The sequence below is a fragment of the Kribbella sp. NBC_00662 genome, assembly GCF_041430295.1.
GTDB lineage: Bacteria > Actinomycetota > Actinomycetes > Propionibacteriales > Kribbellaceae > Kribbella.
The window spans coordinates 3,502,445-3,527,690 of the sequence record NZ_CP109029.1; the positions used below are offsets into that span (position 1 = coordinate 3,502,445).

27 protein-coding genes are annotated in these 25,246 nt (G+C 69.3%); 19 read left to right on the forward strand and 8 right to left on the reverse strand.

Features of this window, described 5'->3' with window-relative positions; translation table 11 throughout:
• Positions 1-24: 24 nt before the first annotated feature.
• The 5 genes from OHA10_RS17675 to OHA10_RS17695 all read left to right on the forward strand — a co-directional run bounded on the left by OHA10_RS17675 (position 25) and on the right by OHA10_RS17695 (position 5,902).
• Positions 25-1,575, forward strand: coding sequence for an ABC transporter ATP-binding protein (locus OHA10_RS17675; RefSeq protein WP_371407304.1), 1,551 nt, complete (start codon positions 25-27; stop codon positions 1,573-1,575).
• Positions 1,576-2,793 carry an ABC transporter permease gene (locus tag OHA10_RS17680; RefSeq protein ID WP_371407305.1) on the forward strand — a complete coding sequence of 406 codons (1,218 nt, stop codon included), beginning with the start codon at positions 1,576-1,578 and terminating at the stop codon, positions 2,791-2,793.
• Positions 2,790-4,079 carry an ABC transporter permease gene (locus OHA10_RS17685; protein ID WP_371407306.1) on the forward strand — a complete coding sequence of 430 codons (1,290 nt, stop codon included), beginning with the start codon at positions 2,790-2,792 and terminating at the stop codon, positions 4,077-4,079. Before OHA10_RS17680 ends, OHA10_RS17685 begins: the two co-directional genes overlap by 4 nt.
• Positions 4,080-4,238: 159 nt before the next feature.
• Positions 4,239-4,628 carry a cytidine deaminase gene (locus OHA10_RS17690; protein ID WP_371407307.1) on the forward strand — a complete coding sequence of 130 codons (390 nt, stop codon included), beginning with the start codon at positions 4,239-4,241 and terminating at the stop codon, positions 4,626-4,628.
• Positions 4,628-5,902: a thymidine phosphorylase gene (locus OHA10_RS17695; protein ID WP_371407308.1), complete on the forward strand. Its 1,275-nt coding sequence runs from the start codon at positions 4,628-4,630 to the stop codon at positions 5,900-5,902. The genes OHA10_RS17690 and OHA10_RS17695 overlap by 1 nt, the downstream gene beginning before the upstream one ends.
• On the opposite strand, the gene OHA10_RS17700 is transcribed toward OHA10_RS17695, so the two are convergent.
• Positions 5,899-6,543, reverse strand: a complete 645-nt coding sequence (locus OHA10_RS17700) for a hypothetical protein (RefSeq protein WP_371407309.1) — start codon at positions 6,541-6,543, stop codon at positions 5,899-5,901. The two genes, OHA10_RS17695 and OHA10_RS17700, sit on opposite strands and share 4 nt — an antisense overlap.
• 124 nt (positions 6,544-6,667) lie before the next feature.
• The gene (locus OHA10_RS17705; protein WP_371407310.1) at positions 6,668-7,267 is read right to left on the reverse strand and encodes a uridine kinase; all 600 of its coding nucleotides are present in this window, start codon (positions 7,265-7,267) and stop codon (positions 6,668-6,670) included.
• A 58-nt stretch (positions 7,268-7,325) separates the two neighbouring features.
• On the opposite strand from OHA10_RS17705, the gene OHA10_RS17710 reads away from it, so the two are divergent.
• Positions 7,326-7,760 carry a hypothetical protein gene (locus tag OHA10_RS17710; protein ID WP_371407311.1) on the forward strand — a complete coding sequence of 145 codons (435 nt, stop codon included), beginning with the start codon at positions 7,326-7,328 and terminating at the stop codon, positions 7,758-7,760.
• Here OHA10_RS17710 and OHA10_RS17715 read toward each other — a convergent pair.
• Positions 7,717-8,511 carry a phosphotransferase gene (locus OHA10_RS17715; RefSeq protein ID WP_371407312.1) on the reverse strand — a complete coding sequence of 265 codons (795 nt, stop codon included), beginning with the start codon at positions 8,509-8,511 and terminating at the stop codon, positions 7,717-7,719. The genes OHA10_RS17710 and OHA10_RS17715 overlap by 44 nt on opposite strands.
• Before the next feature lie 6 nt (positions 8,512-8,517).
• Positions 8,518-9,465, reverse strand: coding sequence for a sugar-binding transcriptional regulator (locus tag OHA10_RS17720; protein WP_371407313.1), 948 nt, complete (start codon positions 9,463-9,465; stop codon positions 8,518-8,520).
• 150 nt (positions 9,466-9,615) lie between these two features.
• Between OHA10_RS17720 and OHA10_RS17725 the strand changes: the two genes are divergently transcribed.
• From OHA10_RS17725 to xylB, 5 genes are read left to right on the forward strand one after another with little or no spacing between them, the layout of a single operon-like run.
• Entirely contained in the window at positions 9,616-10,977 is a 1,362-nt protein-coding gene (locus tag OHA10_RS17725) for a sugar ABC transporter substrate-binding protein (RefSeq protein ID WP_371407314.1), read from the forward strand.
• A gap of 12 nt (positions 10,978-10,989) precedes the next feature.
• The gene (locus OHA10_RS17730; RefSeq protein ID WP_371407315.1) at positions 10,990-11,946 is read left to right on the forward strand and encodes a carbohydrate ABC transporter permease; all 957 of its coding nucleotides are present in this window, start codon (positions 10,990-10,992) and stop codon (positions 11,944-11,946) included.
• Entirely contained in the window at positions 11,943-12,788 is an 846-nt protein-coding gene (locus tag OHA10_RS17735) for a carbohydrate ABC transporter permease (RefSeq protein WP_371407316.1), read from the forward strand. The genes OHA10_RS17730 and OHA10_RS17735 overlap by 4 nt, the downstream gene beginning before the upstream one ends.
• A 44-nt stretch (positions 12,789-12,832) precedes the next feature.
• Positions 12,833-14,248, forward strand: coding sequence for a mannitol dehydrogenase family protein (locus tag OHA10_RS17740; protein ID WP_371407317.1), 1,416 nt, complete (start codon positions 12,833-12,835; stop codon positions 14,246-14,248).
• A gap of 9 nt (positions 14,249-14,257) precedes the next feature.
• Positions 14,258-15,670, forward strand: a complete 1,413-nt coding sequence (xylB, locus tag OHA10_RS17745; protein ID WP_371407318.1) for a xylulokinase — start codon at positions 14,258-14,260, stop codon at positions 15,668-15,670.
• Between the two features lie 3 nt (positions 15,671-15,673).
• Here xylB and OHA10_RS17750 read toward each other — a convergent pair whose 3' ends face one another.
• Both OHA10_RS17750 and OHA10_RS17755 read right to left on the reverse strand, forming a co-directional pair.
• The gene (locus OHA10_RS17750) at positions 15,674-16,927 is read right to left on the reverse strand and encodes a sensor histidine kinase (protein ID WP_371407319.1); all 1,254 of its coding nucleotides are present in this window, start codon (positions 16,925-16,927) and stop codon (positions 15,674-15,676) included.
• The gene (locus OHA10_RS17755) at positions 16,924-17,616 is read right to left on the reverse strand and encodes a response regulator transcription factor (protein ID WP_371407320.1); all 693 of its coding nucleotides are present in this window, start codon (positions 17,614-17,616) and stop codon (positions 16,924-16,926) included. Before OHA10_RS17755 ends, OHA10_RS17750 begins: the two co-directional genes overlap by 4 nt.
• Positions 17,617-17,742: 126 nt before the next feature.
• Between OHA10_RS17755 and OHA10_RS17760 the strand changes: the two genes are divergently transcribed.
• Genes OHA10_RS17760 through OHA10_RS17785 form a run of 6 tightly spaced genes read left to right on the forward strand, consistent with a single transcriptional unit; the run spans position 17,743 to position 22,208 of the window.
• Entirely contained in the window at positions 17,743-17,940 is a 198-nt protein-coding gene (locus OHA10_RS17760) for a hypothetical protein (protein ID WP_371407321.1), read from the forward strand.
• Entirely contained in the window at positions 17,937-18,923 is a 987-nt protein-coding gene (locus OHA10_RS17765; protein WP_371407322.1) for an AAA family ATPase, read from the forward strand. Before OHA10_RS17760 ends, OHA10_RS17765 begins: the two co-directional genes overlap by 4 nt.
• Complete coding sequence (locus OHA10_RS17770) at positions 18,920-19,852, forward strand: DUF58 domain-containing protein (RefSeq protein WP_371407323.1); 933 nt, start codon at positions 18,920-18,922, stop codon at positions 19,850-19,852. Before OHA10_RS17765 ends, OHA10_RS17770 begins: the two co-directional genes overlap by 4 nt.
• The gene (locus OHA10_RS17775; protein WP_371407324.1) at positions 19,849-20,787 is read left to right on the forward strand and encodes a VWA domain-containing protein; all 939 of its coding nucleotides are present in this window, start codon (positions 19,849-19,851) and stop codon (positions 20,785-20,787) included. Before OHA10_RS17770 ends, OHA10_RS17775 begins: the two co-directional genes overlap by 4 nt.
• A gap of 13 nt (positions 20,788-20,800) precedes the next feature.
• The gene (locus tag OHA10_RS17780; RefSeq protein WP_371407325.1) at positions 20,801-21,688 is read left to right on the forward strand and encodes a S1C family serine protease; all 888 of its coding nucleotides are present in this window, start codon (positions 20,801-20,803) and stop codon (positions 21,686-21,688) included.
• 22 nt (positions 21,689-21,710) lie between these two features.
• On the forward strand, positions 21,711-22,208 hold the full coding sequence (locus OHA10_RS17785) for a YkvA family protein (protein WP_371407326.1): 498 nt from the start codon (positions 21,711-21,713) through the stop codon (positions 22,206-22,208).
• Here the strand turns inward: OHA10_RS17785 and OHA10_RS17790 are convergent.
• Entirely contained in the window at positions 22,141-22,437 is a 297-nt protein-coding gene (locus tag OHA10_RS17790; RefSeq protein ID WP_371407327.1) for a hypothetical protein, read from the reverse strand. The two genes, OHA10_RS17785 and OHA10_RS17790, sit on opposite strands and share 68 nt — an antisense overlap.
• 82 nt (positions 22,438-22,519) lie before the next feature.
• On the opposite strand from OHA10_RS17790, the gene OHA10_RS17795 reads away from it, so the two are divergent.
• Positions 22,520-23,395 (forward strand): LysR family transcriptional regulator, encoded by an 876-nt coding sequence (locus tag OHA10_RS17795; RefSeq protein WP_371407328.1) that lies wholly within the window; start codon positions 22,520-22,522, stop codon positions 23,393-23,395.
• On the opposite strand, the gene OHA10_RS17800 is transcribed toward OHA10_RS17795, so the two are convergent.
• A complete protein-coding gene (locus OHA10_RS17800; RefSeq protein WP_371407329.1) occupies positions 23,392-24,087 on the reverse strand; it encodes a TetR/AcrR family transcriptional regulator in 696 nt (231 codons plus the stop codon). The two genes, OHA10_RS17795 and OHA10_RS17800, sit on opposite strands and share 4 nt — an antisense overlap.
• A 73-nt stretch (positions 24,088-24,160) precedes the next feature.
• Between OHA10_RS17800 and OHA10_RS17805 the strand changes: the two genes are divergently transcribed.
• Positions 24,161-25,237: an FAD-dependent oxidoreductase gene (locus OHA10_RS17805; protein WP_371407330.1), complete on the forward strand. Its 1,077-nt coding sequence runs from the start codon at positions 24,161-24,163 to the stop codon at positions 25,235-25,237.
• Positions 25,238-25,246: the final 9 nt, after the last annotated feature.

The window sequence follows — 25,246 nt, forward strand, 5'->3', positions numbered from 1 at the left end:
CCGTCTGAAGGGGAGGCTGCCCGCATGCACCTCGAGCTGTCCGGCCTGACCAAGAGCTTCGGCTCGCTGGTCGCCAACGACCACATCGACCTGGTGATCGAGCCGGGCGAGATCCACTGCCTGCTCGGTGAGAACGGCGCCGGCAAGAGCACGCTGATGAACATGCTCTATGGCCTGCTGCAGCCCGACGAGGGCGAGATCCTGATCGACGGCGAGAAGGTCAGGATCACCTCGCCGAGTGACGCGATCCAGCACGGTATCGGCATGGTGCACCAGCACTTCATGCTCGTCCCGGTGTTCACCGTTGCCGAGAACATCATGCTCGGCCGGGAGAACACCCGGTTCGGCGGCGTACTGGACCGCAAGAAGGCCGATTCCCTCGTCAACGAGCTGTCCGAGCGGTACGGGTTCGAGGTCGATCCCGAGGCGCTGGTCGAGGACATCCCGGTCGGCGTCCAGCAGCGGGTGGAGATCATCAAGGCGCTCGCCAACGACGCCAGCGTGCTGATCCTGGACGAGCCGACCGCGGTGCTCACCCCGGCCGAGATCGACGAGCTGATCGCCGTCATGCGGCAGCTCAAGGAGAACGGCACGTCGATCGTCTTCATCACCCACAAGCTCAAAGAGGTCAAGGCGATCGCGGACAAGATCACCGTGATCCGCCGCGGCAAGGTGGTCGGTCAGGCCGAGCCGTCGGAGACCGAGGAACAGCTCGCCGAGCTGATGGTCGGCCGCGCCGTCGACCTGGTCGTCGACAAGGAGCCGGCCCAGCCGAAGGACGTCGTACTGCGGGTCGAAGGGCTGACCGTGATCGACGAGCGCGGGTTCACCGCCGTCGACGACGTGGACCTCGAGGTCCGGGCCGGCGAGATCCTCGCGGTCGCCGGTGTCCAGGGCAACGGTCAGACCGAGCTGGCCGAGGCACTGCTCGGACTGATCCAGATCGCGGCCGGGAAGATCTCGCTGGACGGCGAGGACCTGACCGGCCGGACGACCAGACAGCGGCTGGACGCCGGGATCGGCTACGTCCCGGAGGACCGCGCGCACGACGGTTTCGTCGGCTCGTTCACGGTCGCGGAGAACCTCGTCCTCGACCTGTTCCGGCAGGCGCCGTTCGGCAACGGGCTGGCCTTGCGGACCGACGAGATCGACAAGAACGCGCAGGCCCGGGTGGACGAGTTCGACATCCGCACCCAGGGCATCGACCTGCCGGTGTCGTCGCTGTCCGGCGGCAACCAGCAGAAGGTCGTGCTGGCCCGCGAGTTGTCCCGGCCGCTGAAGCTGCTGGTCGCCTCGCAGCCGACCCGCGGCGTCGACGTCGGCTCGATCGAGTTCCTGCACAGCCGGATCGTCGAGGAACGTGACAACGGCACCGCCGTCCTGATCGTGTCCACCGAGCTGGACGAGATCGCGGCGCTGACCGACCGGGTCGCGGTGATGTACCGCGGCAAGGTGGTCGGCGTCGTACCGGCCGACACCCCACGCGACGAGCTCGGCCTGATGATGGCCGGCGCCTCCAAGTCCGAGGCGCACGACGTCGCGATCGAGAACCCGACCACGTTGGGAACCATCTAGATGAGCCCCGAAGAAGACAAAGACACAACGGTCGAGCCGGCTCCGGCCGAGCCCGCACCGGCCAAGGAACCGCAGCGGTCCGGCCTGCCGTCGTGGGCGATCCAGGGCCTGGTCTCGCTGAGCGCGATCGTGCTGGCCCTGGTGGTCGGCGCGATCCTGATCATCGTCAGCGACGACCAGGTGAAGACCGCCATGGGGTACTTCGGCGCCGCGCCGATGGACACGATCTCCGCCGCCGCGAGTGCCGTCGGTGAGGCCTACAAGGCGCTCGCCCTCGGCGCGTTCGGCTCGGTCACCGCGATCAGCGAATCGTTGACCCAGGCAACCCCGCTGATCTGCGGCGGCCTGGCGGTCTCGCTGGCCTTCCGGACCGGGTTGTTCAACATCGGTGCCCAGGGCCAGCTGATCGCCGGCGCGATCCTGGCGGCGTACGTCGGGTTCGCCTGGCACCTGCCGGCCGGCCTGCACCTGATCGTGGCGATCCTGGCCGGCCTGCTCGGCGGCGCGCTGTGGGGTGGTGTGGTCGGCCTGCTGAAGGCGCGCACCGGCGCCCACGAGGTGATCGTGACGATCATGCTGAACTACGTCGCGATCTATCTGCTCGCCTGGCTGCTGACGACCTCGGCGTTCCAGCGCCCCGGGCGGACCGACCCGATCTCGCCGATCGTCGACTCGAACGCGCAGTACCCGCAGTTCGGTGACACCCGGCTGCACGGCGGGTTCATCCTCTCGGTGCTGGCCGCGATCTTCGTCTGGTGGCTGCTGAACCGGTCCACGATCGGGTTCGAGCTGCGCGCCGTCGGTGCGAACGCCGATGCGTCGCGGACCGCGGGCATGTCGGTCGGCCGCGCGTACATCATCGCGATGGTCGTCGCAGGCGCGCTGGCCGGTCTGGCCGGCACCCAGCAGGTGCTCGGGACCGACCTGCCGCTGACCGACGGTGTGGCGGCGTCGGTCGGGTTCGACGCGATCACGGTCGCGCTGCTCGGCCGCGGTACGCCGCTGGGCACCGTGCTGGCCGGTCTGCTGTTCGGCGCGCTGAACGCCGGCGGTCTGCAGATGCAGCTGATCACGCAGACGCCGCTGACCCTGACCACAGTCCTGCAGGCCGTCATCGTGCTGTTCGTCGCGGCCCCGGCCCTGGTGCGCTCGATCTTCCGCTTCCTGCCGAAGGAACGCGGCAGCGGCGCCGTCCTCGCGAAAGGCTGGAACGGATGAGCGAGACGACTCCCGACGCGGTTCCCGCGGCGCCCGCGAAGCCGCAGGTCATCGAGGCACCGGCCGATCGGACCAGGCGGTTGCGGGTCGGCGGCCTGATGCTGGTGTTCGCACTGATCGGCCTGCTGCTCGCGATCTTCACCAAGGGCGGCAAGGCGACGTTCCAGCTGGTCTCCGGCGACCTGCAGAACAACCTGCTCCATCTGCCCGCGCAGGCGGTGGCTCTGCTGCTCGGCCTGATCGGCGTGGCCGCCGCGGCCGCCTACATCGTGCGCCGGGTGCCGCAGCGGTACGCCGGTTGGCTGGCCGCGCTGCTCGGCATCTGTTTCATCGGTGCGTTCCTGTGCTGGGCCTCCGCGGGCAAGACGTTCCCGCTGGCGAACCAGTTCCAGGGCACGCTGAACTTCGCCACCCCGCTGATCCTGGGTGCGCTCGCCGGCGTGCTGTCCGAGCGGGCCGGCGTCATCAACATCGCGATCGAGGGCCAGTTCCTGGTCGGCGCATTCACCGCGGCCGTCGTCTCCAGTACGACGGGGAGCGCGGCCGCGGCCCTGATCGCGGCCGCCGCGACCGGCGTACTGATGGCTGCGCTGCTGGCCGTGTTCTCGATCAAGTACCTGGTCAACCAGGTCGTGCTCGGTGTCGTGCTCGTGGTCTTCGCGACCGGCATCACCGGCTTCTTGTTCGACGAGTTCCTGCAACCTGACGCGAACAAGCTCAACACGCCGGAGGTGTTGTCGGCGATCAAGATCCCCGGTCTGGCCAGCATCCCCTTCTTCGGGCCGATCCTGTTCAACCAGACGATCCTGGTGTACCTGACCTATCTCGCGGTCGCGGTCGTCACGTTCGTGCTGTTCCAGACCCGCTGGGGTCTGCGGATCCGCGCGGTCGGCGAGCACCCGAAGGCGGCCGACACGGTCGGTATCAAGGTCAAGCGGATCCGGTACTCCGCGGTGCTCGCGGCCGGCATCCTCGCCGGACTCGGCGGTGCGTTCTTCACCGTCGGGTACGCCGGTTCGTTCTCCAAGGAGATGACCGCGGGCAACGGGTTCATCGCGCTCGCCGCACTGATCATGGGCCGTTGGCACCCGATCGGGGCGACGGTCGCGGCGCTGTTCTTCGGCTTCGCCACCCAGCTGCAGTCCCAGCTGCAGATCATCCAGGTCCCGATCCCCGGCGAGCTGTTGCTGATGGCCCCTTATCTGGCCACGATCATCGCGGTCGCCGGCCTGGTCGGCAGAGTGAGAGCACCGAAGGCCGATGGTGAGCCCTACGTCACCGAGTAACCACACCCGCGCCCCCCATTTGCCTGGCAGACCAGCCGATTTGCTGGGTCTGCCAGCGAAATGGGGGGTTGCGCACCGTGGTTCCGGGTGGGGAACCCCCAAATTGATGGGTCAGCCAGGCAAATGGGGGTTGGGCGGGTGGTGAGGGATGCTGGGGCGATGGACATCGACTGGCAGTTGTTGCGGCAGACCGCGGTCGGCGTGATGCAGCAGGCGTATGCGCCGTACTCCGGGTTCGCCGTCGGGGCTGCGGCGTTGGTCGACGACGGGCGGATTGTTGCCGGGTGCAACGTGGAGAACGCGTCGTACGGGCTGACGTTGTGTGCCGAGTGCGGCCTGGTGTCGGAGCTGCACCGGACCGGCGGCGGACGACTCGTGGCGTTCACCTGTGTGGACCATCATGGGGACCTGCTGACGCCGTGCGGGCGCTGCCGCCAGTTGCTGCACGAGAACGGCGGGCCCGGCCTGCTGCTGGAGACGCCGACCGGACCGCGCCCGTTGCGTGAGTTGTTGCCCGACGCGTTCGGGCCGGAGGACTTGGAGAACTGATGAGTTTCGACGCGGTGGATGTCATCCGGACCAAGCGGGACAAGGGCGAGCTGAGCGACGGGCAGATCGACTGGGTGATCGACGCCTACACCAAGGGCGAGGTTGCCGACGAGCAGATGTCCGCGCTGGCGATGGCGATCCTGCTGAACGGCATGAACCGCCGCGAGATCGCCCGCTGGACCGCGGCGATGATCGCGTCCGGCGAGCGGATGGACTTCGGCAAGCTGTCCCGGCCGACCGCGGACAAGCATTCGACCGGCGGCGTCGGCGACAAGATCACGTTGCCGCTGGCGCCTCTGGTGGCGGCGTGCGGCGTCGCCGTACCGCAGCTGTCGGGTCGGGGACTGGGGCACACCGGCGGGACGCTGGACAAGCTCGAGTCGATCCCGGGCTGGCGTGCGGCGCTGTCGAACGACGAGCTGATGCATCAGCTGGAGGACGTTGGCGCGGTGATCTGCGCGGCCGGCGACGGGCTGGCACCGGCCGACAAGAAGCTGTACGCGCTCCGCGATGTGACCGGTACGGTCGAGGCGATCCCGTTGATCGCCAGCTCGATCATGAGCAAGAAGATTGCCGAGGGCACCGGTGCGCTGGTGCTGGACGTGAAGGTCGGCTCCGGCGCGTTCATGAAGGAGCTGGCCGACGCGCGCGAACTCGCCGAGACCATGGTTGCTCTGGGCACCGACGCCGGTGTGAAGACCGTTGCCCTGCTCACCGACATGTCCGTCCCACTCGGTCTGACCGCCGGTAACGCGCTCGAGGTCCGGGAATCGGTCGAGGTGCTGGCCGGTGGCGGCCCCGCGGATGTGATCGAGCTGACCGTTGCCTTGGCCAAGGAGATGCTGGCCGCGGCCGGCGTCACCGACATCGACCCGACTGAGAAGCTCAACGACGGTACGGCGATGGACGCGTGGCGCGCGATGATCTCGGCCCAGGGCGGCGATCCGTCCGCGGAGCTCCCGGTCGCGCCGGAGCAACACGCCGTACCGGCTCCTGCGTCTGGCACGCTGTCGAAGCTCGATGCACTTGCTGTTGGGGTGGCCGCGTGGCGGCTCGGGGCCGGGCGGGCTCGCAAGGAGGACCCGGTGTCTGCGGTGGCCGGGGTCGAGATGCACGCCAAGCCGGGTGATCAGATCCAGGAAGGTCAGCCGTTGCTGACCCTTCACACGGATGACCCGAGCCGCATCGAACGTGCGCTGGAGTCGCTGGCCGACGCGGTGGCCGTGTCGGACTCCTACGAGCCGGGTCCGCTGGTGATCGACAGGATCGGTTAGCTCGAGGTTGCTGTCAGGCGGGCTCGCTGTTCCGTCGCGAGTGCCGAGGCGAGCGCGGTGTCCGGGGTGAGATTGCTGCCCAGGGCACCTACCTCGCGGACGCTGATCTCGACGACCATCGGCCCGACGGCGAGGCTGACCTCGGCGACGGCGTTGGACTGGTCGGTTCCGCCGTCGAACTCGATCCGGGCGTCGGAAAGCGCGCCGGGAAGGTCGAACGGGTGCTCGTGGGTGTCCTGGCTCCAGAGGCCCTTCTGGAGGACAGCTGCCTTGCCGGCCGAGCCGGTCTTGAACAACTGCAGCGTGAAGCGCTTCTTCTTGTCGGGGCTGAGTCGGGACGCGCGGTAACCTTCGACGAAGCCGGCGTTGAGCAGGAGGGCGCGGTCGAGCGCGGGATCGGCCGACCAGGTGTTGAGGTAACCGGTCGCGGTGAACGGGCCGGTGGCGTTGGCGCGCGGGTCCGCGACGTACCCGCGGGGCAGTACTGCGAGGCCGGCGAGCGAGCCCTTCGACTTCTGGGCCGGGCCCGACAGCGAATGCTTGGTGGCCGGGGTCTCTGCGGCGGTGGCCGACGAACCGTTCTCGTCGCCGCAGGCGGTGACAGCCAGCAGCAAGGCGGTTACTACAACGGCAGCGCCCACGGCTTGACTCCGCGCAGTCCGCGTCACGGTCCCTCTCCGTCCAGCTACTCGCCCCCGAGCGCATCCGACAGTTCCGAGCCCGATGCCATCAGAAGTTGGTGAACTCCAGGCAAACAGTCTTGTTTTACTGGGACGTGGACGGGGTGAGAAGCATCTCGATCCGGCGGCGGGCGGCCTTCGGGTGCAGTGGTTCGCAGCCGGCTTCGACGCAGCGGCGGACGACCGCGGGGTCGTCGCGGAGCAGCAGGAGGCCGCGCCGGAGCAGCGTCAGCGGGGGTTTGCGGTGCTCGCGGAGGTCGCGCTGGAAGCGGCGGAAGAACGTGACGATCCGGTGGTGGTAGACGCAGATCGCCGCGGCCAGCAGGTCCCGGTCGCGGAGCGCGCCGACGATCTGGTCGGCGAAGATGCCCTCAGCAACGATCAGGGCGGAACCCTCGGTGGTGACGGGGCGGTGACCGACCGTGCCGTCGGCGGCGATGTCGTAGATCGGGAGGTCCGCGGCACCCGTCGTACACAACTGCTCGAGCGCCGCGACCGCCCGCTCACCGTCCCAGGACCGTGGGTCGTCCCAATCGACGATCCCGAGCGGCGACCGCGGCATCGCCTCGTCGTCCCCGTCCCGGTAGAAGTCGTCCAGCCGCACCACCGGCAACCCCACCTGCTCCGCCAACCGCGACTTCCCCGCCCCCGAAGGCCCAGCCAGCAACACCACCCGTGAACGCACACCACATTCTCTGCCACTTCCTGCAGTAACAGCCAATCCCACCCCGCGATAACCAGACATGCCGAAGATGAAGCTGGGCGCTGCGGTGTACGCGTTCGTCGCCGCCGGCACGACCCTGCAGGTCGTGCTCATGCTCCTGCACCACGGCGAGTGGGCCGATGTCCATGGGTGGGTCTACGTCGGCCTGGTGGCCGTTGTCGCGCTGTCGGCGGTGCTCCTGCTGGTGGGCATGGCGACCCGTCGCGGGCTGATTGCCGCAGAGGGCCCCTGGATCTCCCGGAACGGCTGGCTCGTGCTGGTCGGGCTGACCGCTGTCGGCTTCGGACTGACGCTGCTGACCGACGCCGAAGTGCCTTGGCTGCCGACAGCTTCGGCGGTGTTCGTTCCGCACTGGGTCCGGCGGTCCTACGAGAACTATCACGAGGGACAAGCCGAGGCCGAGCGCGCGCTCAGTCCAGGAGAGCCTGGTGAAGCGCGGCCGCCGACTGACTGAACCAGGTGTTGGTGCGGTTGGTGAGTTCGGATTCGCCGGTGGTCCAGCGTTGGTGGAACCAGGGGTGGCCGGATTCGGCGCCGTGGCGGACGTAGGCCATGCACCAGATGTGGTTGTCGGCGGCGGCGTCGACCAGGCGGAGGCGGTCGGGGTCGGTCAGGCCGTAGGCGTCGGCGAAGCGGCGGAGGCGGGTGAACGAGCGGCCCCGGCGTACGTCGTGGATGTCTGCGTCGGGCCGGAGCGGCGCCCAGAGGCGGACCGCGGTGGCGACGTCCCACAACGGTGAACCCGGGCCGGCGAGGTCGAAGTCGATCAGCGCTACCGCGACGCCGTCCCGGAAGACCACGTTGTCGAGGTTCGGGTCGTTGTGGCTGATGAGCCCCGTGACATACGCGGGCGGCACCGGCTCGGCCCACTCCAGGCCGACGGGCCGGAAGTCCGCCACCGCCTCGTGGTACTCCCGCAGCAGGTGCGCCACGCTGTCCAGCGCCTCGTCCGTCATCGACCAGTCCGGGTACGGCGTGGTGACCGTCTCGCCGCGCAGGTACGACAACACCTCGCGTCCCTGCGAGTCGATCCCGAGCAGCCGCGGCGCGCCCGCGAACCCGACCCGCTCCAGGTGTTCGAGCAGCGCGTGCGTGGCCTGGCTGCTGGGGCGCAACGGGCGACGGACGGTGTCCCCGACCCGCACGACCAGCCCACGGTTCGCAGTACCGCCGAGCAACTGGGTCTCAACCTCGGGCAAGGGCATCGCGGGTCAGTTTGTCTCGTTCAGCAGGGCCTTCGCCAGAGGTGCGTGGGTAACGATCCCGTTGACCAGCCCGCTACGTACGGCGGCACGCACCGCCGCGACCTTCGCGAGCCCGTACGGGATCGCGATCACCTCGTCGATCTTGTCCATCTGCTCGGCGTTGATCGCGATCACCCGGTCGGTCACGCGGCTCTGCACCGGCGCGCCGTCCGCGTCCACGAACACCCCGGAGATGTCCGCGACGACCCCGCGCTTCTCCAGCTGTTCACACGCGTTCTCGTCCATCGCGTCGTACAGCGTCGACTGCCCGCTCGCCCATGATCCGAGCCCGACCACGGCCTTGGTGACCGAGTCGAAGTGGCTGATCGCCTCCGCCACCTCCGGCTGCTGCCGCAGCGCCCGCGCCGTCGCCGCGTCCGGCACGACCAACGGCGCATAGAACAGGTACGCCGGTCCGCCCGACAGCCGCGCCGTGTGGCGGACGAGCTCCACCGAGTTCGCTTCGACATCCGGTCGGGTCAACGCCCCAGTCAGCTGGACGACCGGTACCGGCGCCAGCGACGTCAACTGCTCGGTCATCGCGGTCACCGCACGAGCCCACGCCAGCCCGAGCACGTCCTCGGGTGTGACGATCTCCGACAACAGGTCTGCCGCCGCCTTGCCGAGCTGGGTCCGCAGAGCCGGCTCGTCGACCTCAGGAGTGTCGACCACGATCGCGCGCCGGAGCCCGAGCGACTCCTGCAACCGCGCGGACAGGTCGAGGTCGATGGCGCCCGGGTGGCTGATCTCGATTCGCACCAGCCCACTGCTGCGCGCTTGATCGAGCAACCGCGCGACTTTGAACCGGCTCAGCCGGAACTCGTCGGCGATCTCCACCTTGGACCGGCCGTCGACGTAGTACCGACGTGCGATCGACGCGGTGAGCACCAACTGTGCCGGCCCGACGGACTCCATCAAAACCCTCCCCGCTCATATGAGCACCATCGGACCCAAGTGTTGCACAGACCCTTGACAGGTCAAGTCCCTTCCTTGTTCACTCATGCTGTGAGCGGAGGTGTGCTCAAATGAGCACGCCTCTAGGAGGACACAGCGAAGGAGCGGCTAGTGCCCGGACGAAGGCTTACGGCGGTCGGTGTCGCGCTGGTGCTGAGCGCGGCCAGCGGCTGCGCCGGCTGGGGTGGTGGCGCCGGTGGCGGCGACAGCGCCGACAGCATCAACGTGCTGATGGTGAACAACCCGCAGATGGTCGACCTGCAGAAACTCACCGCCGACAACTTCACCAAGCAGACCGGCATCCACGTGAACTTCACCGTGCTCCCGGAGAACGACGTCCGGGACAAGATCAGCCAGGAGTTCTCCAGCCAGGCCGGTCAGTACGACGTGGCGTCGGTCAGCAACTTCGAGATCCCGATCTACGCGAAGAGCAAGTGGATCGCGCCGCTGTCGGACTACATCGACAAGGACTCGGCGTTCGACCAGGACGACATCCTCAAGCCGATGACCGAGTCGATGACCGCGGACGACGGCAAGATCTACGGCGAACCGTTCTACGGCGAGTCGTCGTTCCTGATGTACCGCAAGGACATCCTGGCGTCCAAGGGCGTGACGATGCCGGCGAAGCCGACCTGGCAGGAGGTCGCGGATATCGCGGCCAAGGTCGACAACGCCCAGCCCGGGATGCGCGGCATCTGCCTGCGCGGCCAGCCCGGCTGGGGTCAGCTGTTCGCTCCGCTCACCACGGTCGTGAACACCTTCGGCGGCACCTGGTTCACCCAGGACTGGCAGGCCCAGGTCAATTCGCCGGCGTTCACCGAGGCGACGAAGTTCTACGTCGACCTCGTCCGCGCGCACGGCGAGGCGGGCGCGCCGCAGGCCGGCTTCACCGAGTGCCTGAACAACACCATCCAGAGCAACGTCGCGATGTGGTACGACGCGACGTCGGCCGCCGGATCGCTCGAAGCGCCGAACTCGCCGGTGAAGGGCAAGATGGGTTACGCGCCCGCGCCGGTCGTGAAGACCGACAGCTCCGGCTGGCTGTACGCCTGGGCCTGGGGCATCCAGGAAGCCTCGAAGAAGAAGGACAACGCCTGGAAGTTCATCTCCTGGGCCTCCGGCAAGGACTACGAGAAGCTCGTCGGCGAGAAGGTTGGCTGGTCCAACGTTCCGGCCGGCAAGCGTGCGTCGACGTACGAGATCCCGGAGTACGTGAAGGAGGCGTCCGCGTTCGCGGAGCCGACCAAGTCGGCGATCGAGAACGCCGACCCGAAGAACCCGGGGACCCAGCCGCGGCCGGCGCCGGGGATCCAGTTCGTCGACATCCCGGAGTTCCCGGACCTCGGGACCCAGGTCAGTCAGGACGTGAGCTCGGCGATCGCCGGGCGGATGAGCGTCGACAAAGCCTTGAACCGCGGGCAGGAGCTCGCCGACGACGTCGCCGAGCGGTACCGCTCGCGACAGGCGAAGTGAGGGGGAGCAGACATGTCCGTCGATGCCAAGCCTGAAACCGAAACCAAGCCCCGGCGTCACTCGGCGCCGCCCGAGGGAACCGTGATGCGCAAGGCCGGCGACTGGGCCCGGCGCGGGCCGTTGCTGCCGGCCCTGGTCTTCATGATCATCGTCACCCAGTTGCCGTTCGTGGTCACGATCATCGTGTCGTTCATGGACTGGAACGCGTACTACCCGGACGAGAAGGGTTTCGCCGGGATCGACAACTTCCGCCGGGTGCTGACCGACGCGAACACCCGGCACGCGATCTGGGTGACGATCGTGCTCACCGCGGGCGTGGTTCTGATCAGCCTCGTCCTCGGTCTGCTGATCGCACTGCTGCTCGACCGCAAGTTCCGCGGTCGCGGCGCGGTCCGGACGATGATGATCACGCCGTTCCTGGTCGTGCCGGTCGCCGCGGCCCTGCTGTGGAAGCACGCGCTGTACAACCCGACGTACGGTCTGTTCAACGGCGTGCTGAAGTGGATCTTCGGTGACAACGCGCCACAACCCGACTGGATCAGCAACCAGCCGCTGTGGTCGATCATCTTCGCGCTGGTCTGGCAGTGGACGCCGTTCATGATGCTGATCCTGCTGGCCGGTCTGCAGAGCCGGCCGCTCGACGTGATCGAGGCGGCCGGGATCGACGGCGCGAACCAGTGGGAGATCTTCCGCTACATGACGCTCCCGCACCTGCGGCAGTACCTCGAGCTGTCCGCGCTGCTCGGATCGATCTACGTCGTACAGAACTTCGACGCGGTCTTCACGATCACGTCCGGCGGTCTGGGTACGGCGAACCTGCCGTACACGATCTACCAGACCTTCTACACCGCACACGACTACGGCCGCGCCTCGGCAGCCGGCGTCATCGTGGTCATCGGCACGATCGCGATCGCGACGTTCGCGCTGCGGTCGGTGTCCACCCTGTTCCGAGAGGAGACCGGTCGATGAGCGGCCAGGTGACGATCGTTACCGGGAAGAAGAACCGGGGCGGCGGGTTCGTGCTGAGCGGGGTGGCGTGGATCGTCGGGATCCTGTTCGTGCTACCGGTGTTGTGGATGCTGCTGACGTCGTTCCACTCCGAGGAGAACGCGGCGAAGAACCCGCCGGACATCGCGGCGCCGCTGACCCTCGACGGCTACCGGTCGTTCTTCGACAGCGGGCCGTGGCCGTCGATCGCGAACTCGCTGACCGCGAGCATCCTGTCCACCGCGCTGGTCATCCTGCTCGCGTTCCCGGCGGCGTACGCGCTGTCGATCCGGCCGGTGAAGAAGTGGACCGACGTCCTGTTCTTCTTCCTGTCCACCAAGATGCTGCCGGTGGTGGCCGGCCTGCTGCCGATCTACCTGTTCGCGCAGTCGGTCGGGTTCCTGGACAACATCTGGCTGCTGATCATCCTGTACACGTCGATGAACCTGCCGATCGCGGTCTGGATGCTGCGCAGCTTCCTGTCCGAGGTCCCGGTCGAGATCCTCGAGGCGGCATCCGTCGACGGGGCGTCACTGACCCGGACGTTGCGGTCCGTGGTCGCCCCGGTGGTCACGCCGGGTATCGCCTCGGCCGCGCTGATCTGCTTCATCTTCAGCTGGAACGAGCTGCTGTTCGCCCGAGTGCTGACCGGCACAGTGGCGCAGACCGCGCCGGTGTTCTTGACTGGGTTCGTGACCAGCCAAGGATTGTTCCTCGCCAAAGTCTGTGCCGCGTCGATCGTGGTGTCGCTGCCGGTGCTGATCGCCGGTTTCGCCGCACAGGACAAACTCGTCCAGGGTCTGTCGCTGGGGGCGGTCAAGTGAAACTGGCCGCTTCCACTCTCGATGCCCTGGGCAATGAGGTTGGTGTGCCCTCCTACGACCGTACGGCGGTGACGCCCGGGATCGTGCACTTCGGGGTCGGCGGGTTCCACCGGGCGCATCAGGCGATGTACCTGGACCGGTTGATGAGCGACGGGAAGGCGCTGAACTGGGGGATCGTCGGCGTCGGCGTACTGCCGCAGGACCGGCGGATGGCCGACGTGATGTCCGCCCAGGACGGGCTGTACACGTTGGTCGTCAAGTATCCGGACGGGACGCTCGAGCCGCGGGTGATCGGGTCGATCGTCGACTACCTGTTCGCGCCGGACGATCCGAACGCCGTGCTGGCTCGGATGGTCGACCCGGCGACGCGGATCGTGTCCCTGACGATCACCGAGGGCGGGTATCACGTCAACCAGGTGACGGGGGAGCTGGACGCCTCCGATCCCTCGCTGGCGGCCGACCTGGAGCCGGGCGCGACGCCGGGGAGCGCGTTCGGGTTCATCGTCGAGGCGCTGGCGCGGCGGCGGGCGGCCGGCGTACCGCCGTTCACCGTCATGTCGTGCGACAACATCCCGGGTAACGGGCACGTGGCGCGGAAGATGCTGTCGGCGTTCGCGCGGCTGAAGGACCCTGAGATCGCCGAGTTCCTCGAGAACGAGGTGCGGTTCCCCAACTGTATGGTCGACCGGATCACGCCGGTGACGACGGACGCGGACCGGGAGGCGCTGGCGGAGCGGTTCGGGGTCGAGGACGGCTGGCCGGTGGTGTGCGAGCCGTTCACCCAGTGGGTGCTCGAGGACGACTTCGGTGTCGGCAGGCCGGCGTACGAGGACGTCGGCGTACAGATCGTCGAGGACGTCGAGCCCTACGAGCTGATGAAGCTGCGGCTGCTGAACGCCTCGCATCAGGCGCTGTGCTACCTCGGGTACCTGGCCGGCTATCGCTACGCGCACGAGGTGTGTCAGGACAAGCTGTTCGTCGACTTCCTGCTCGGCTACATGGACGCCGAAGGTACGCCGACGTTGCCGCCGGTGCCCGGGGTCGACCTGGATCGGTACAAGCACCAGCTGATCGAGCGGTTCGCGAACCCGGAGGTGCGGGACACGCTGGCGCGGCTGTGCGCGGAGAGCTCGGACCGGATCCCGAAGTGGCTGCTGCCGGTCGTGCGCGAGCAGCTGGCGGCCGGTCGTGAGATCAAGCGTTCGGTCCTGGTCGTGGCGTCCTGGGCGCGGTACGCCGAGGGCGCCGACGAGCAGGGTGATCCGATCGAGGTCGTGGACCGGCTGCGGGACAAGCTGGTCGAGCGGGCGCAGCACAACCGGGACGATCCGCTGGTGTTCATCTCGGATCCGGATCTGTTCGGTGAGCTCGCGTCGGACGAGCGGTTCGTCACGCAGTACCGGGCTGCTCTGGAGTCGCTCCACGAGATCGGTGCACGCGCCACGCTCGAAGCCCTGTAGCGTCGGAGCATGACTGAGCTGAGGCTGGTCGCCGGGGTGGACTGCTCCACCCAGGCGACCAAGGTTCTGGTGTGTGACGCCGAGACCGGTGCGGTGGTACGCGAGGGCCGGGCACCCCACCCGGACGCCACCCAGGTGGACCCCGCGGAGTGGTGGAACGCGTGGGAGATCGCCTCCGACGGTCTACTGGACGGCGTCCAGGCGATCGCGGTCGGCGGCCAGCAACACGGCATGGTCCTGCTGGACGAGTCCGGCGAGGTGGTCCACCCCGCCGTCCTCTGGAACGACACCAGCTCGGCCGACGCCACCGAAGAACTGGTCGCCGAGCTGGGCGGCCCCGAGGCGTGGGCCGAAGCAATCGGTTCGGTCCCGGTCCCCTCCTTCACCGTTACGAAGCTGCGGTGGGTGCGGAACAAGGAGGCCGCGCAGCGGGCGGCGGCCGTTGTGCTGCCTCACGACTGGATGACCCATCGGCTGGCAGCCGATCGGCACGGGATTGACGGGATCACCACCGACCGAGGAGATGCCTCGGGGACCGGGTGGTGGTCGGCGGCGACCAACAGCTATCGGACTGACCTGGTCGAGCTGGCGTTCGGGCGGCAGTTGGCTCTGCCGCGGGTGGCGGGGCCGGCTGAGGTTGTCGGGCAGACGGCGTTCGGTGCGGCGATCGGGGCCGGCACCGGCGACAACGCGGCGGCCGCGCTCGGCCTCGACCTGCAGCCCGGCGATGTCGCCGTCTCGCTCGGCACCAGCGGTACGGCGTTCGCGCGCTCGGCCGACCCGACCGCGGACCCGACCGGCCTGGTCGCCGGCTTCGCGGACGCGACCGGCGAGTACCTCCCGCTCGTCTGCACGCTGAACGCGGCCCGCGTGATGTCCGCGACCGCGAACATGCTCGGCCTCGACCTGGCCGCGTTCGACGAGGCCGCGATCACCTCATCCGGCAGCGACGGCCTGGTGCTGCTCCCGTTCCTCGACGGCGAGCGTACGCCGGACCTCCCGCACTCGACCGGCCTGATCTACGGCCTCACCCGCGCGACCATGCAGCCAGCGACGATGGCGCGCGCCGCGGTCGAGGGCCTCCTCTGCGGCCTCGCCGACGCCGTCGACGCTCTCCGCGCGCAGGGGCTCCCCGTCCACCGGGTCCTCCTCTTGGGCGGCGGCGCCCGCTCCCGTTCCGTACAAGCCCTCGCCCCGGCCCTCCTGGGCGCCGAGGTCGTCCTCCCGGAGCCGGCGGAGTACGTCGCCCTCGGCGCGGCCCGCCAGGCAGCCTGGGCCCTGACCGGCGCCCTCCCCACCTGGCAGGTCCCGGTCGGCAAGCCTGAGCCTGCCGTCGCCGTCGACGCCGCCAAGATCCGCGCCAACTACGAGCAGGTCCTCACCAACACCCGCCCGCTCCTGTCCGAGCCGTACAACCGCTGAGCTTCACCGGCGAGGGCCGAGCGGGTCCTCGTCGGGTGGGGTCGGCGAGCGGCGGGTGGTGTTGGTGAGGGAGCGTTCGGGGAGCCAGATGACGAACGTGCTGCCGATGCCGAGTTCGGAGTGCAAGGCGACGGTGCCGCCGTGGGACTCGGCGATCTGGCGGACGATGGCCAGGCCCAGGCCGGCCCGGCGCTGACCGCTCGACGGGACGGTCGCGGGCGTCTGCCGTTGGCCGGCCCGGAAGAACCGGTCGAAGACCCGGTCGGCGTCGTCCGCCGCGATGCCCGGGCCCTCGTCGCGGACCGCGATCCACGCCCAGCCGTTGCGGCTGCCGACCGCCAGCACGAGTTCGCTGCCGCCACGCGCGAGCCGGACCGCGTTCGAGAGCAGGTTGTCGACCGCCCGCCGCAGCGCCGACGCGTCACCGGCGGCGGTGGGTCCGGGCGCCAGCCGCCGTACGACCTGAAGCTCACGATCCGCGGCGAGGAGCTCGTACTCCTCGGCCGCCTCGCCCGCGATCGCGGCGAGGTCGACGTCGGCATCGACGAAGGCCGGTGACGACCGCCGCGCCGATGCGAGCAGATCCTCGACCAGGCGCGTCATCCGCTGGATCGCCCGGCTCACGATCGCGGTCGCCTGGGCGCGGTCCTCCGGCGGCGTGTCGTCGTGCGCGAGTACGGCGTCGACGTTCGCCTGGATCACCGCGAGCGGATTGCGCAGCTCGTGCGACGCGTCGTCGACCAGTTGGCGTTGCGCCACGAAGGCCGACTCCAGCCGGCCGAGCATGTCGTCGACGGTGTCGCCCAGGTTCCGGAGCTCGTCGCGCGGTCCGTCCAGCGCGATCCGCCGCGACAGGTCGGTCGCGGAGATCTCCTGGGCGGTCGCCGTGATCCGCCGTACCGGCCGGAGCACCCGGCCCGACAGCCACCAGCCGGTCCCGAGACTGACCAGGAACAGCCCGGCGATCCCCGCGGCCGAGTAGTTCCGCAGGCTCTGCAACGTCTGGTAGTTCACCGCGGACTGGAAGCTGGAGATCTCCGCGGCCTGGATCACCTGCCCCTCCTTGAGGTGCAGGTTGCCCTCGTGGTCCTTGTAGTACTTCTGAACCTCGATCTGGTTCAGCGGTTTCGGATCGAGGATCTGCTCCAGCGCGAGGTACACGCCGCCGAGCAGCAACGCCGACAGCGCGATCAGCACCGCGGAATACGTCAGGGTCAGGCGGAACCGGATCGTCTGCGTCCAGGACGGGAGCTTCATTCGTCACCTCGGAGCCGGTAGCCGCGGCCGATCACGGTCTCCAGGACCGGGTCCTCGCCGTCCTGGGTGAGCTTGCGCCGCAGCGTGCCGACGGTCACCCGGACGCTCTGGGTGAACGGGTCGGCGTTCTCGTCCCAGACGTGCTCGAGCAGTTCCTCGGCCGAGACGACATGGCCGGGGCGCGACATCAGGTACCGCAGTACGCCGAACTCCTTCAACGTCAGCGTGAGCTCGCGACCGGAGCGTGTGGCGAGGTGACGGGACGAGTCGAGGACCAGCTCGCCGACGTGCAACTGGGTGGTGCCGTTCGTGACGTCCCGGCGCAGCAGCGCTCTGATCCGCGCGAGCAACTCGACCAGCGCGAACGGTTTCGTCAGGTAGTCGTCCGCACCCTCGTCGAGACCGCGGACCCGGTCGGCCAGCGACGCGCGAGCGGTCAGCATCAGCACCCGCAACTCCCGCCCGGACGCCACCTCGATCTCGCCCCGGCGTACCGCGCGGCACAGGTCGAGGCCGTTGGTGTCCGGCAGCGTGATGTCCAGGATCGCCAGGTCGTATGCCGTGGTCGCGAGCTTCTCCACCGCTTCGGCGCCGGTCGTCGCCGCGTCGACGGCGTACCCGGCCCGGCCGAGTCCGGAGCGCAGCGCGCTGACCAGGCCTTCCTCGTCCTCCACCACCAGTAATCGCACGCCACCAAGGTAGCCGGGGGAGCGTGATCGGCCGGTCTGCTCTTTCGCCGGACTTTCGCTCTGCTTTCCGGTCGTTTTCGCGCCTTCTTGATGAGCTGTGGCCAACCTGATCGAAGGAGATCCCTGATGAAGAAGATCGTTCTCGGTGCGGCGGTTGTGGTCGCGGCGCTCGGTGCCGGCGGGGTGGCGTACGCGGCTGGCGACGACCCGGCGCCGCAGCAGGGCTATGTGACGGTCGAGGACGGCGCAACAACCCCGTCGCCGGCACCGTCGCACGACTGCCCGGAGAAGGGTGACTCCGCGAACCCGAGCGGTAACGCATGACCTCGGCCGCGCTCGAACACGCGTTGTTCGAGGTGAAGAAGGTGGTCGTCGGGCAGGACCACCTGGTCGAACGGATGCTGGTCGGATTGCTTGCCCGCGGCCACTGTTTGCTCGAGGGTGTTCCCGGGGTCGCGAAGACGCTCGCCGTCCGCACGCTGGCGGAGGTGATCGGCGGCCGGTTCGCCCGGCTCCAGTTCACCCCGGACCTGGTGCCCGGCGACATCATCGGCACCCGGATCTGGCGGCCGTCGACGGAAGCGTTCGACACCGAACTCGGGCCGGTGTTCGCCAACCTCGTGCTGGCCGACGAGATCAACCGCGCGCCGGCGAAGGTGCAGTCGGCGTTGCTGGAGGCCATGGCCGAGAACCAGGTGAGCATCGGCGGTACGTCGTACCGGCTGCCCGAACCGTTCCTGGTGCTCGCGACGCAGAACCCGATCGAGTCCGACGGCGTGTACGCGCTGCCCGAAGCACAACGTGACCGGTTCCTGCTGAAGATCACGGTCGACTACCCGACACCGTTGGAGGAGCTGACGATCCTGCAGCGGATGAGCGCGCACCGGCCGCACGCCGCCGCGGTACTCACCCCGGAACAGGTCGTTCAGTTGCAGGAGGCAACGGATGACGTGTTCGTGCACAACGCGGTGGCGGAGTACGTCGTACGTCTCGTGCATGCGACGCGGGCGCCGGAGCAGTACGGGATCCATGACCTGGCCGGCGTCCTGGAGTTCGGCGCGAGTCCACGCGCGACGCTCGGCCTGGTCGCGGCCGGGCGTGCGCTCGCGTTGCTGCGCGGACGCGACTATGTGCTGCCGGCGGATGTGTACGACGTGGCGCTCGATGTGATGGCGCACCGGTTGGTGCTGACCTTTGACGCGCTGGCCGACGGGGTCGATCCGCGGTCGGTGGTCGCACGGATCACGCAGACGATCCAGCAGCCGCACGTGGTTCCGGCCGATGAGGCTCAGGGATCCGCAGCATGAACGATCTACTGGCCGGGCGGGAACGGGCCTTGCGCGCACTGGAGTTGACGGTGAAGCGCAAGCTGGAAGGGTTCCTGCACGGCGAGATCACCGGCCTGCGGAGCGGTCCCGGCAGCGAGCCGAACGAAGCGCGGCCGTACCAGCCGGGGCAGGACGACATCCGGCGGATGGACTGGAACGTGACCGCCCGTTCACTGGAGCCGCACGTGCGGGCGCCGTTGGCGGAGCGCGAACTGGAGACGTGGGCGCTGCTCGACGCGTCCGCGAGCATGGACTTCGGCACTGCCCTGAGCGAGAAGCGCGATCTGGCCGTCGCTGTCGTCGGAGCGGTCGGCCTGCTCGCCGACCGCCCGGGCAACAGCCTCGGCATCAGAATCGCCCTGGGCAACGACCTGCGACGGCTTCCCGCCGCTGGCGGTGCAGTCCAGCTCCGCCGCTCGCTGCGCACGCTGCTGTCGTTGCCCAGAGCAACACCTGGCGCTGTTCCCCGGACGGATCTGGGACACGCGATCGGTCGACTCAACCGCGAACATCCGCGTCCCGGCCTCCGCGTGATCGTCTCGGACTTCCATGAAGACGGTTGGGCCGACCAACTCCGGCGGCTGGCCGCACGTCACGAGGTACTCGCAGTCGAAGCCCTGGACCCCCGCGAACTGGACCTCCCCGAGGTCGGCCTGCTCACCCTGGTCGACCCCGAGACCGGCCGCCGTCGCGAGATCCAGACCTCCAACCGCAAGCTCCGCCGCCGGTACGCCGATGCGATGGCGGCGCACCGCACCCGAACCGCTCAGGCAATCCGCGCCGCGGGTGCGGCGCATCTGGTACTGCGCACCGACACCGACTGGGTCCGTGATGTCGCCGCCTTTGCCACCGCCCGCCGCCGGGCCGGTGCCCGCCGGAACCAGACCGTGAGGACCGGTGTCAGATGAGATTCGAGCAACCCCTGTGGCTCTGGCTGCTGGTGCTGGTCGCCGCACTGGTCGTGGCGTACCTGATCGCCCAGCGGCGCCGGACGAAGTACGCCGTCCGGTTCGCGACCCTCCCGATGCTGGAGAAGGTCGCTCCCAAGCGGCCCGGCTGGCGCCGGCACGCGCCGGCCGCGGCCTTCCTCGCGGCACTCACCGTGCTGACGATCGCGATCGCCCGGCCGGTGGCGGACGTCCGCGTCCCGCGCGAACGGGCGACGGTCCTGGTCGCGATGGACGTGTCGAACTCGATGGCGGCGACCGACGTCGCGCCGAACCGGTTCGAGGTCGCGAAGCAGGCAGCGGTGGAGTTCGTCCGGGATCTGCCGGAGAAGTTCAACGTGGGCCTGGTGTCGTTCGCCCGTACGGCGAACGTGGTGGCCGCACCGAGTACGAACCACCAGGCGACCGTCGACGCGATCAACGGCCTGCAACTGAACGACAGTACGGCGATCGGTGACGCTGTCCTCGCCGGCCTGCAGGCGGTGCGGACGATCGATCCGGACGATCCGCCGCCGAGCCGGATCGTGCTGCTGTCGGACGGCGGCAACACCGCCGGCAGCCCGATCGACCAGGCCGCCGAGGCCGCGTCGCAGGCAGGCGTGCCGGTCTCGACGATCGCCTACGGGACGGCCGAGGGCACGGTGAATCTCGAGGGCCGCGACATCCCGGTCCCCGCCGACACCGAGGCGCTCCAGGGCCTCGCCGACGCGACCAACGGCACGTTCTACCAAGCCGCGAACAACGACCAGCTACGCGATGTCTATTCCGACCTCCAGTCCTCGATCGGCTGGACCACTGAATCCCGGGAAGTCACCAACCTGGTCGCCGGAATCGCCCTGATCACCGCGCTGCTGGCCGCGATCGCCTCCCTGCTCTGGTTCTCCCGCCTCCCGTAAGGAGGAACGTCACATGCCCCACCTCGGCCTTCCCTTCCGCGGCCCGGACTACCTTCCCGGCCCACCACCAGCGACCGTCACCCCGGTCGCCGGCGCGGCAACCCCCTCTCCGCCGGCGCCACCTCCAACCGGGGTGACGGGCCCCTCCTCTCCGCACAGTGCAGTCGGCCGGCGGGCGGCTCTTCTCGTCGGCACGCTCGCCCTCTCGATCGTGGCCGGTGGTCTGGCCGGTGCCGTGACCGGTGCGCGTGATCCGGCGCCGGTGGAGCTTCCGCAAGCAGCAGCACCCCCTGCGGCAGCCCAAGGATCCATCTCTGCCGCGGCGGCCGGTGTCCTCCCGGGCGTCGTGTCTGTGCGGGCCGGCCGGGCGACCGGGTCCGGGTTCGCGATCGACCAGGAAGGACACGTGGTCACGAATGCACATGTGGTGGAGGGAGCGACCGACGTGTCCCTGGTCCTGGCGACCGGCCGTACGGTCGACGCGGACGTCATCGGATCCGACACCGGCAACGATCTCGCCGTACTGCAGGTCTCGACCGCCGACGCCGAGGGGCTGCGTGCGCTCACGCTCGGCCGGTCCGCACAACTGCGGGTCGGCGACCCGGTGCTGGCCGTCGGGTCCCCGCTCGGCCTGGAGGGAACGGTGACCGCCGGCATCGTCAGCGCCGTCAACCGCCAGGCCCGCTTCGGCGACGACAGCACCCGCCGGTCCGCGATCCAGACCGATGCCGCCATCAACCCCGGCAATTCCGGCGGGCCGCTGGTCAACGCCGCCGGTCAGGTGGTCGGCGTCAACACCGCCATCGCCACCCTCGGCACCTCCCGCTCCGGCAACATCGGCATCGGATTCGCGATCCCGGTCGACCGCATGACCAGCATCGTCGAGGACCTCCTCGACTGAGCGGACCCCCTACAGTTGGTGGATGGTGTACTTCGGTGGGTTTCTCGGGCTGATCGGGGCGCTGACCCTGATCTTCCGGGACGGGGACGTGGCCGGAATGCCTTCGGCGGTCGTCGGCGGCGGGCTGCTGGCGCTCGGCGTGGCCGTGGGCGCCCTCGGCGTCGTCTGGCGGCGTCGCGTGCGCCGGCGCAAGATCGCCGCGGGCGAACCGGTGCCGGTCGGAGACATCTTCCAGCGGGCCCGCGCACTGCCGCGGCTGCTCCGGGACGTCCGCCAGGGCGCGTACGCCGACCTGCCGAAGAACCGGCCGTTCATCTGGCTGCTGGCGCTCGTCTACCTGATCTCGCCGATCGACATCCTGCCCGATCTGCTGCCGGTGATCGGTGTGACCGATGACGCCGGTGTGGCCGTCTGGCTGCTGACCAGCGTGTCGACGGCCACCGGCCTCTATCTCAACCGCGAGCGCGAGCGTCAGCGCCTGAGCAATCGTGACCTCGGCACCGGTGGACCCACGCACTGATGTCGGCCGCTGCCTCCTCGGGATGCTGATAGGCGAACAACTGCAATGAATCGGTCGGCTCAGCCGGGTCGGCGAACCGGTCGGCGGCTTCCATCAACCGCTGAGCCGCGGCGAGCACCCGCACAGCCTGCTCGCGCGCCTCACCCGGATCGTCGAGCGTGACTGCCTCAGCCGCCAGGTCGGCGACCTCGCAGGCCTGGTAGGCCATGGCCAGCTGAGCGCGGTTCACCCTTCGAGGATCGGGGCTGCCTGCGGCTTCCACAATGCGCGATCTGCGTAGTCAGCCTCAGGCTGAGACGTAGGCTGATCCCATGCGGTACGACCTCGACGATCTCCGGCTCTTCACGAACGTCGCGGCAGAGGGCTCGATCACGGCCGGCGCGCGGGTGATGCACCTCAGCCTGCCTTCGGCCAGCGCGCGGGTCAGAGCGCTCGAAGCGCAGGCCGGCGTACCGCTTCTGATCCGCGAGCGCCGCGGCGTCCGGCTGACTCCGGCGGGCGCCACGCTGGCCCGGCACGCCCGCGAGGTCCTCGCCGAGACGACCAGGCTGGACAGCGCCGTCGCGTCGTACGCCGTCTCCAGGACTGCTCCGATCCGGCTCGTCGCGGGTGGTTCCGCGATGCACCAGCTCGTCCCGGTCGCCCTCGCCACGTTCCTCCGCGAGCATCCGGAGTACGACGTGAACGTGAGCGAGCGCCGTACCGTCCGCAGTGTCCGGCTGCTCGCGGCCGGGGAGGCCGATCTCGGTGTGATCCTCGACGACGAACCGACCTCACTGCGGACCGAACCGCTCGCCGACGACTCGCTGGTCGTCATCGGCCAGGCCGGCGGCATCCTCGCCGGCCGCACCTCGATCGCGTACGCCGAGGTCGCCGAACATCCCCTGGTCGGACTCGACCGCAAATCCCCACTCACCCAGTGGATGGACGAACGTCTCGGTCCGCACGCCCCGGCGCCGCGCTACCGCACCGTCGTACCGACCCTGCACACGCTGATCACGCTCGCCACCGCCGGCGCCGGACTGGCGATCGTCCCGCGCCGGGCCGTCGACGCGATCGCCGCGCTGGACATCTGCCCGCTGCAAGACGCGTGGTCGACCCGCGCTCACCTGGTCTGCTACGCCGCGAACGCCCCCGAATCCGCCCACCTGCTCGCGAGCCACCTCCACGCAGCGGCCAACGCCTAGCTCTGCCGCCGGATGCCGTCGATCAGGTAGGTCAGGCCGAGGTCGAAGATCTCGGCTGCCGACCGATGTGGCGCGTCGTGGACCCACTCCTCGAGCGCCGGATAGTTGCCGGACGCGAACATCCGGGTGACGTACGGCGCGGTCGCGTGCTGCCACTGATACTTGTCGAGGCCGGACGCGCGTTCGGCCCGGCGCTCGGTCACCTCCTTGCGGACCGCGCCGACCAGGAAGACGTTCAAGGCCTCGAGCGCGGCCGACATCGTGTCGAGGTCGAGACCGGTGGTGCGTAGTGCGGTCAGGGTCGCCTCGGTGTGCGCGAGCGTGGCCGGACCGAAGCGCGGCCGGCCGCCGAGCAGGTCGGCGAACCATTCGTGCCGCAGCGCGGCCTCGCGGACGCCGGTCGCGATCGAGCGGAGTACGTCGCCCCAGGTCGATCCGGTCGGCGGCGGGATCTCGCCGTACACGGTGTCGACCATGAGCTCGAGCAGTTCGTCCTTGGTGTCGACGTACCGGTAGAGGCGCATCGGACCGGCGTCGAGGGCGCCGGCGACCTTCCGCAGCGACACCGCGTCCAGCCCGTCGGCGTCGGCCAGGTCGATCGCGGCCCGGACGATGCGCTCCCGGCTGAGTGGGCTCGGCCGGCGCCGCTCGGTCGGCTCGGGCCGCTCCCAGATCAGAGGACTGTCTGTCACCGGCAAAACGATACACCTGTTCCGTTCGATACAGTGTATAACTTCAATACGCTGTATCGAGAGGAGTGGCATCATGATCGCGATCATCGGCGGCGGCCCGGGCGGCCTCACGCTCGCGCGGATCCTGCACGTCCACGGCATCGACTCCGTGGTGTACGAGCGGGACGCGTCCGGCGACGCCCGCAGCCAGGGCAGCATGCTCGATCTGCACACCGAGTCCGGCCAGGCCGCCCTCCAACTGGCCGCGCTCGAGGAGGAGTTCCTCGCAGCCGCCCGCGGCGAAGGGCAGGACCACCGCATCCTCGACCACACCGGCACGCTGCTGCTCCAGGACGACACCCCGGACGACGCGCCGATGCTGCGCCCCGAGATCGACCGCGCCGACCTGCGGGACATCCTGCTGAGCTCGCTCCCCGCCCGGACGGTCCGCTGGGGGAGCGCCTTCACCCACGCAGAACCACACCAGGGCGGATACCTCCTGCACTTCGCCGACGGCAGTACGGCGACGTGCGACCTCCTCGTCGGCGCGGACGGCGCGAACTCCCGGGTCCGTCCGCTGCTCACCGGTATCGAGCCTACGTACTCCGGCAAGGTCGTCGTGCAGAGCATGATCCACGATGCCGATCGGACCCGGCCCGAGCTGGCGGAGATGGTTGGCCGCGGCAACTTCTGGGCGTTCGGCCCGGACCGGCTGCTTGGCGCTCAACGCAACGGCAACGGCGTGGTCCAGGTGAGCGTCTCGATCCAAGGCCCGCCCGATCTGGAGCCCTCGGCGGCGATCGACCTTCCGGACGGTTGGGCTCCGCAGTTCCGGCGCTTGCTGGCCGCCTGCGACGAGCCGTTCGTCGTCCGCCCGGCGTACCTGCTGCCGATCGGGATGACCTGGCCGCGTCGATCGGGTCTCACCCTGCTCGGGGACGCCGCGCACCTGATGCCCTCGCACGGTGAGGGTGCGAACCAGGCCATGCTCGACGCCGCCGAGCTCGGACAGGCCATCGCCGCGCATCCGGACGACCTGGACGCCGCCCTCGAGCAGTACGAGCCGGCCATGTTCGCGCGCACCACCAAGGTCGCGAAGATGTCGGCCGAGGTCGCGGAGATGATGACCGGGCCCGATGCCGCCCAGAAGGTCCTCGCGTTCTTCAGCTAGCGTGCGGGT

Coding starts and splice junctions, on each gene's coding strand:
- OHA10_RS17675 (WP_371407304.1), top strand. CDS start 25: ATGCACCTCGAGCTGTCCGGCCTGACCAAGAGCTTCGGCTCGCTGGTC.
- OHA10_RS17680 (WP_371407305.1), top strand. CDS start 1,576: ATGAGCCCCGAAGAAGACAAAGACACAACGGTCGAGCCGGCTCCGGCC.
- OHA10_RS17685 (WP_371407306.1), top strand. CDS start 2,790: ATGAGCGAGACGACTCCCGACGCGGTTCCCGCGGCGCCCGCGAAGCCG.
- OHA10_RS17690 (WP_371407307.1), top strand. CDS start 4,239: ATGGACATCGACTGGCAGTTGTTGCGGCAGACCGCGGTCGGCGTGATG.
- OHA10_RS17695 (WP_371407308.1), top strand. CDS start 4,628: ATGAGTTTCGACGCGGTGGATGTCATCCGGACCAAGCGGGACAAGGGC.
- OHA10_RS17710 (WP_371407311.1), top strand. CDS start 7,326: ATGCCGAAGATGAAGCTGGGCGCTGCGGTGTACGCGTTCGTCGCCGCC.
- OHA10_RS17715 (WP_371407312.1), bottom strand. CDS start 8,511: ATGCCCTTGCCCGAGGTTGAGACCCAGTTGCTCGGCGGTACTGCGAAC.
- OHA10_RS17720 (WP_371407313.1), bottom strand. CDS start 9,465: ATGGAGTCCGTCGGGCCGGCACAGTTGGTGCTCACCGCGTCGATCGCA.
- OHA10_RS17730 (WP_371407315.1), top strand. CDS start 10,990: ATGTCCGTCGATGCCAAGCCTGAAACCGAAACCAAGCCCCGGCGTCAC.
- OHA10_RS17735 (WP_371407316.1), top strand. CDS start 11,943: ATGAGCGGCCAGGTGACGATCGTTACCGGGAAGAAGAACCGGGGCGGC.
- xylB (WP_371407318.1), top strand. CDS start 14,258: ATGACTGAGCTGAGGCTGGTCGCCGGGGTGGACTGCTCCACCCAGGCG.
- OHA10_RS17750 (WP_371407319.1), bottom strand. CDS start 16,927: ATGAAGCTCCCGTCCTGGACGCAGACGATCCGGTTCCGCCTGACCCTG.
- OHA10_RS17760 (WP_371407321.1), top strand. CDS start 17,743: ATGAAGAAGATCGTTCTCGGTGCGGCGGTTGTGGTCGCGGCGCTCGGT.
- OHA10_RS17765 (WP_371407322.1), top strand. CDS start 17,937: ATGACCTCGGCCGCGCTCGAACACGCGTTGTTCGAGGTGAAGAAGGTG.
- OHA10_RS17770 (WP_371407323.1), top strand. CDS start 18,920: ATGAACGATCTACTGGCCGGGCGGGAACGGGCCTTGCGCGCACTGGAG.
- OHA10_RS17775 (WP_371407324.1), top strand. CDS start 19,849: ATGAGATTCGAGCAACCCCTGTGGCTCTGGCTGCTGGTGCTGGTCGCC.
- OHA10_RS17780 (WP_371407325.1), top strand. CDS start 20,801: ATGCCCCACCTCGGCCTTCCCTTCCGCGGCCCGGACTACCTTCCCGGC.
- OHA10_RS17785 (WP_371407326.1), top strand. CDS start 21,711: ATGGTGTACTTCGGTGGGTTTCTCGGGCTGATCGGGGCGCTGACCCTG.
- OHA10_RS17795 (WP_371407328.1), top strand. CDS start 22,520: ATGCGGTACGACCTCGACGATCTCCGGCTCTTCACGAACGTCGCGGCA.
- OHA10_RS17805 (WP_371407330.1), top strand. CDS start 24,161: ATGATCGCGATCATCGGCGGCGGCCCGGGCGGCCTCACGCTCGCGCGG.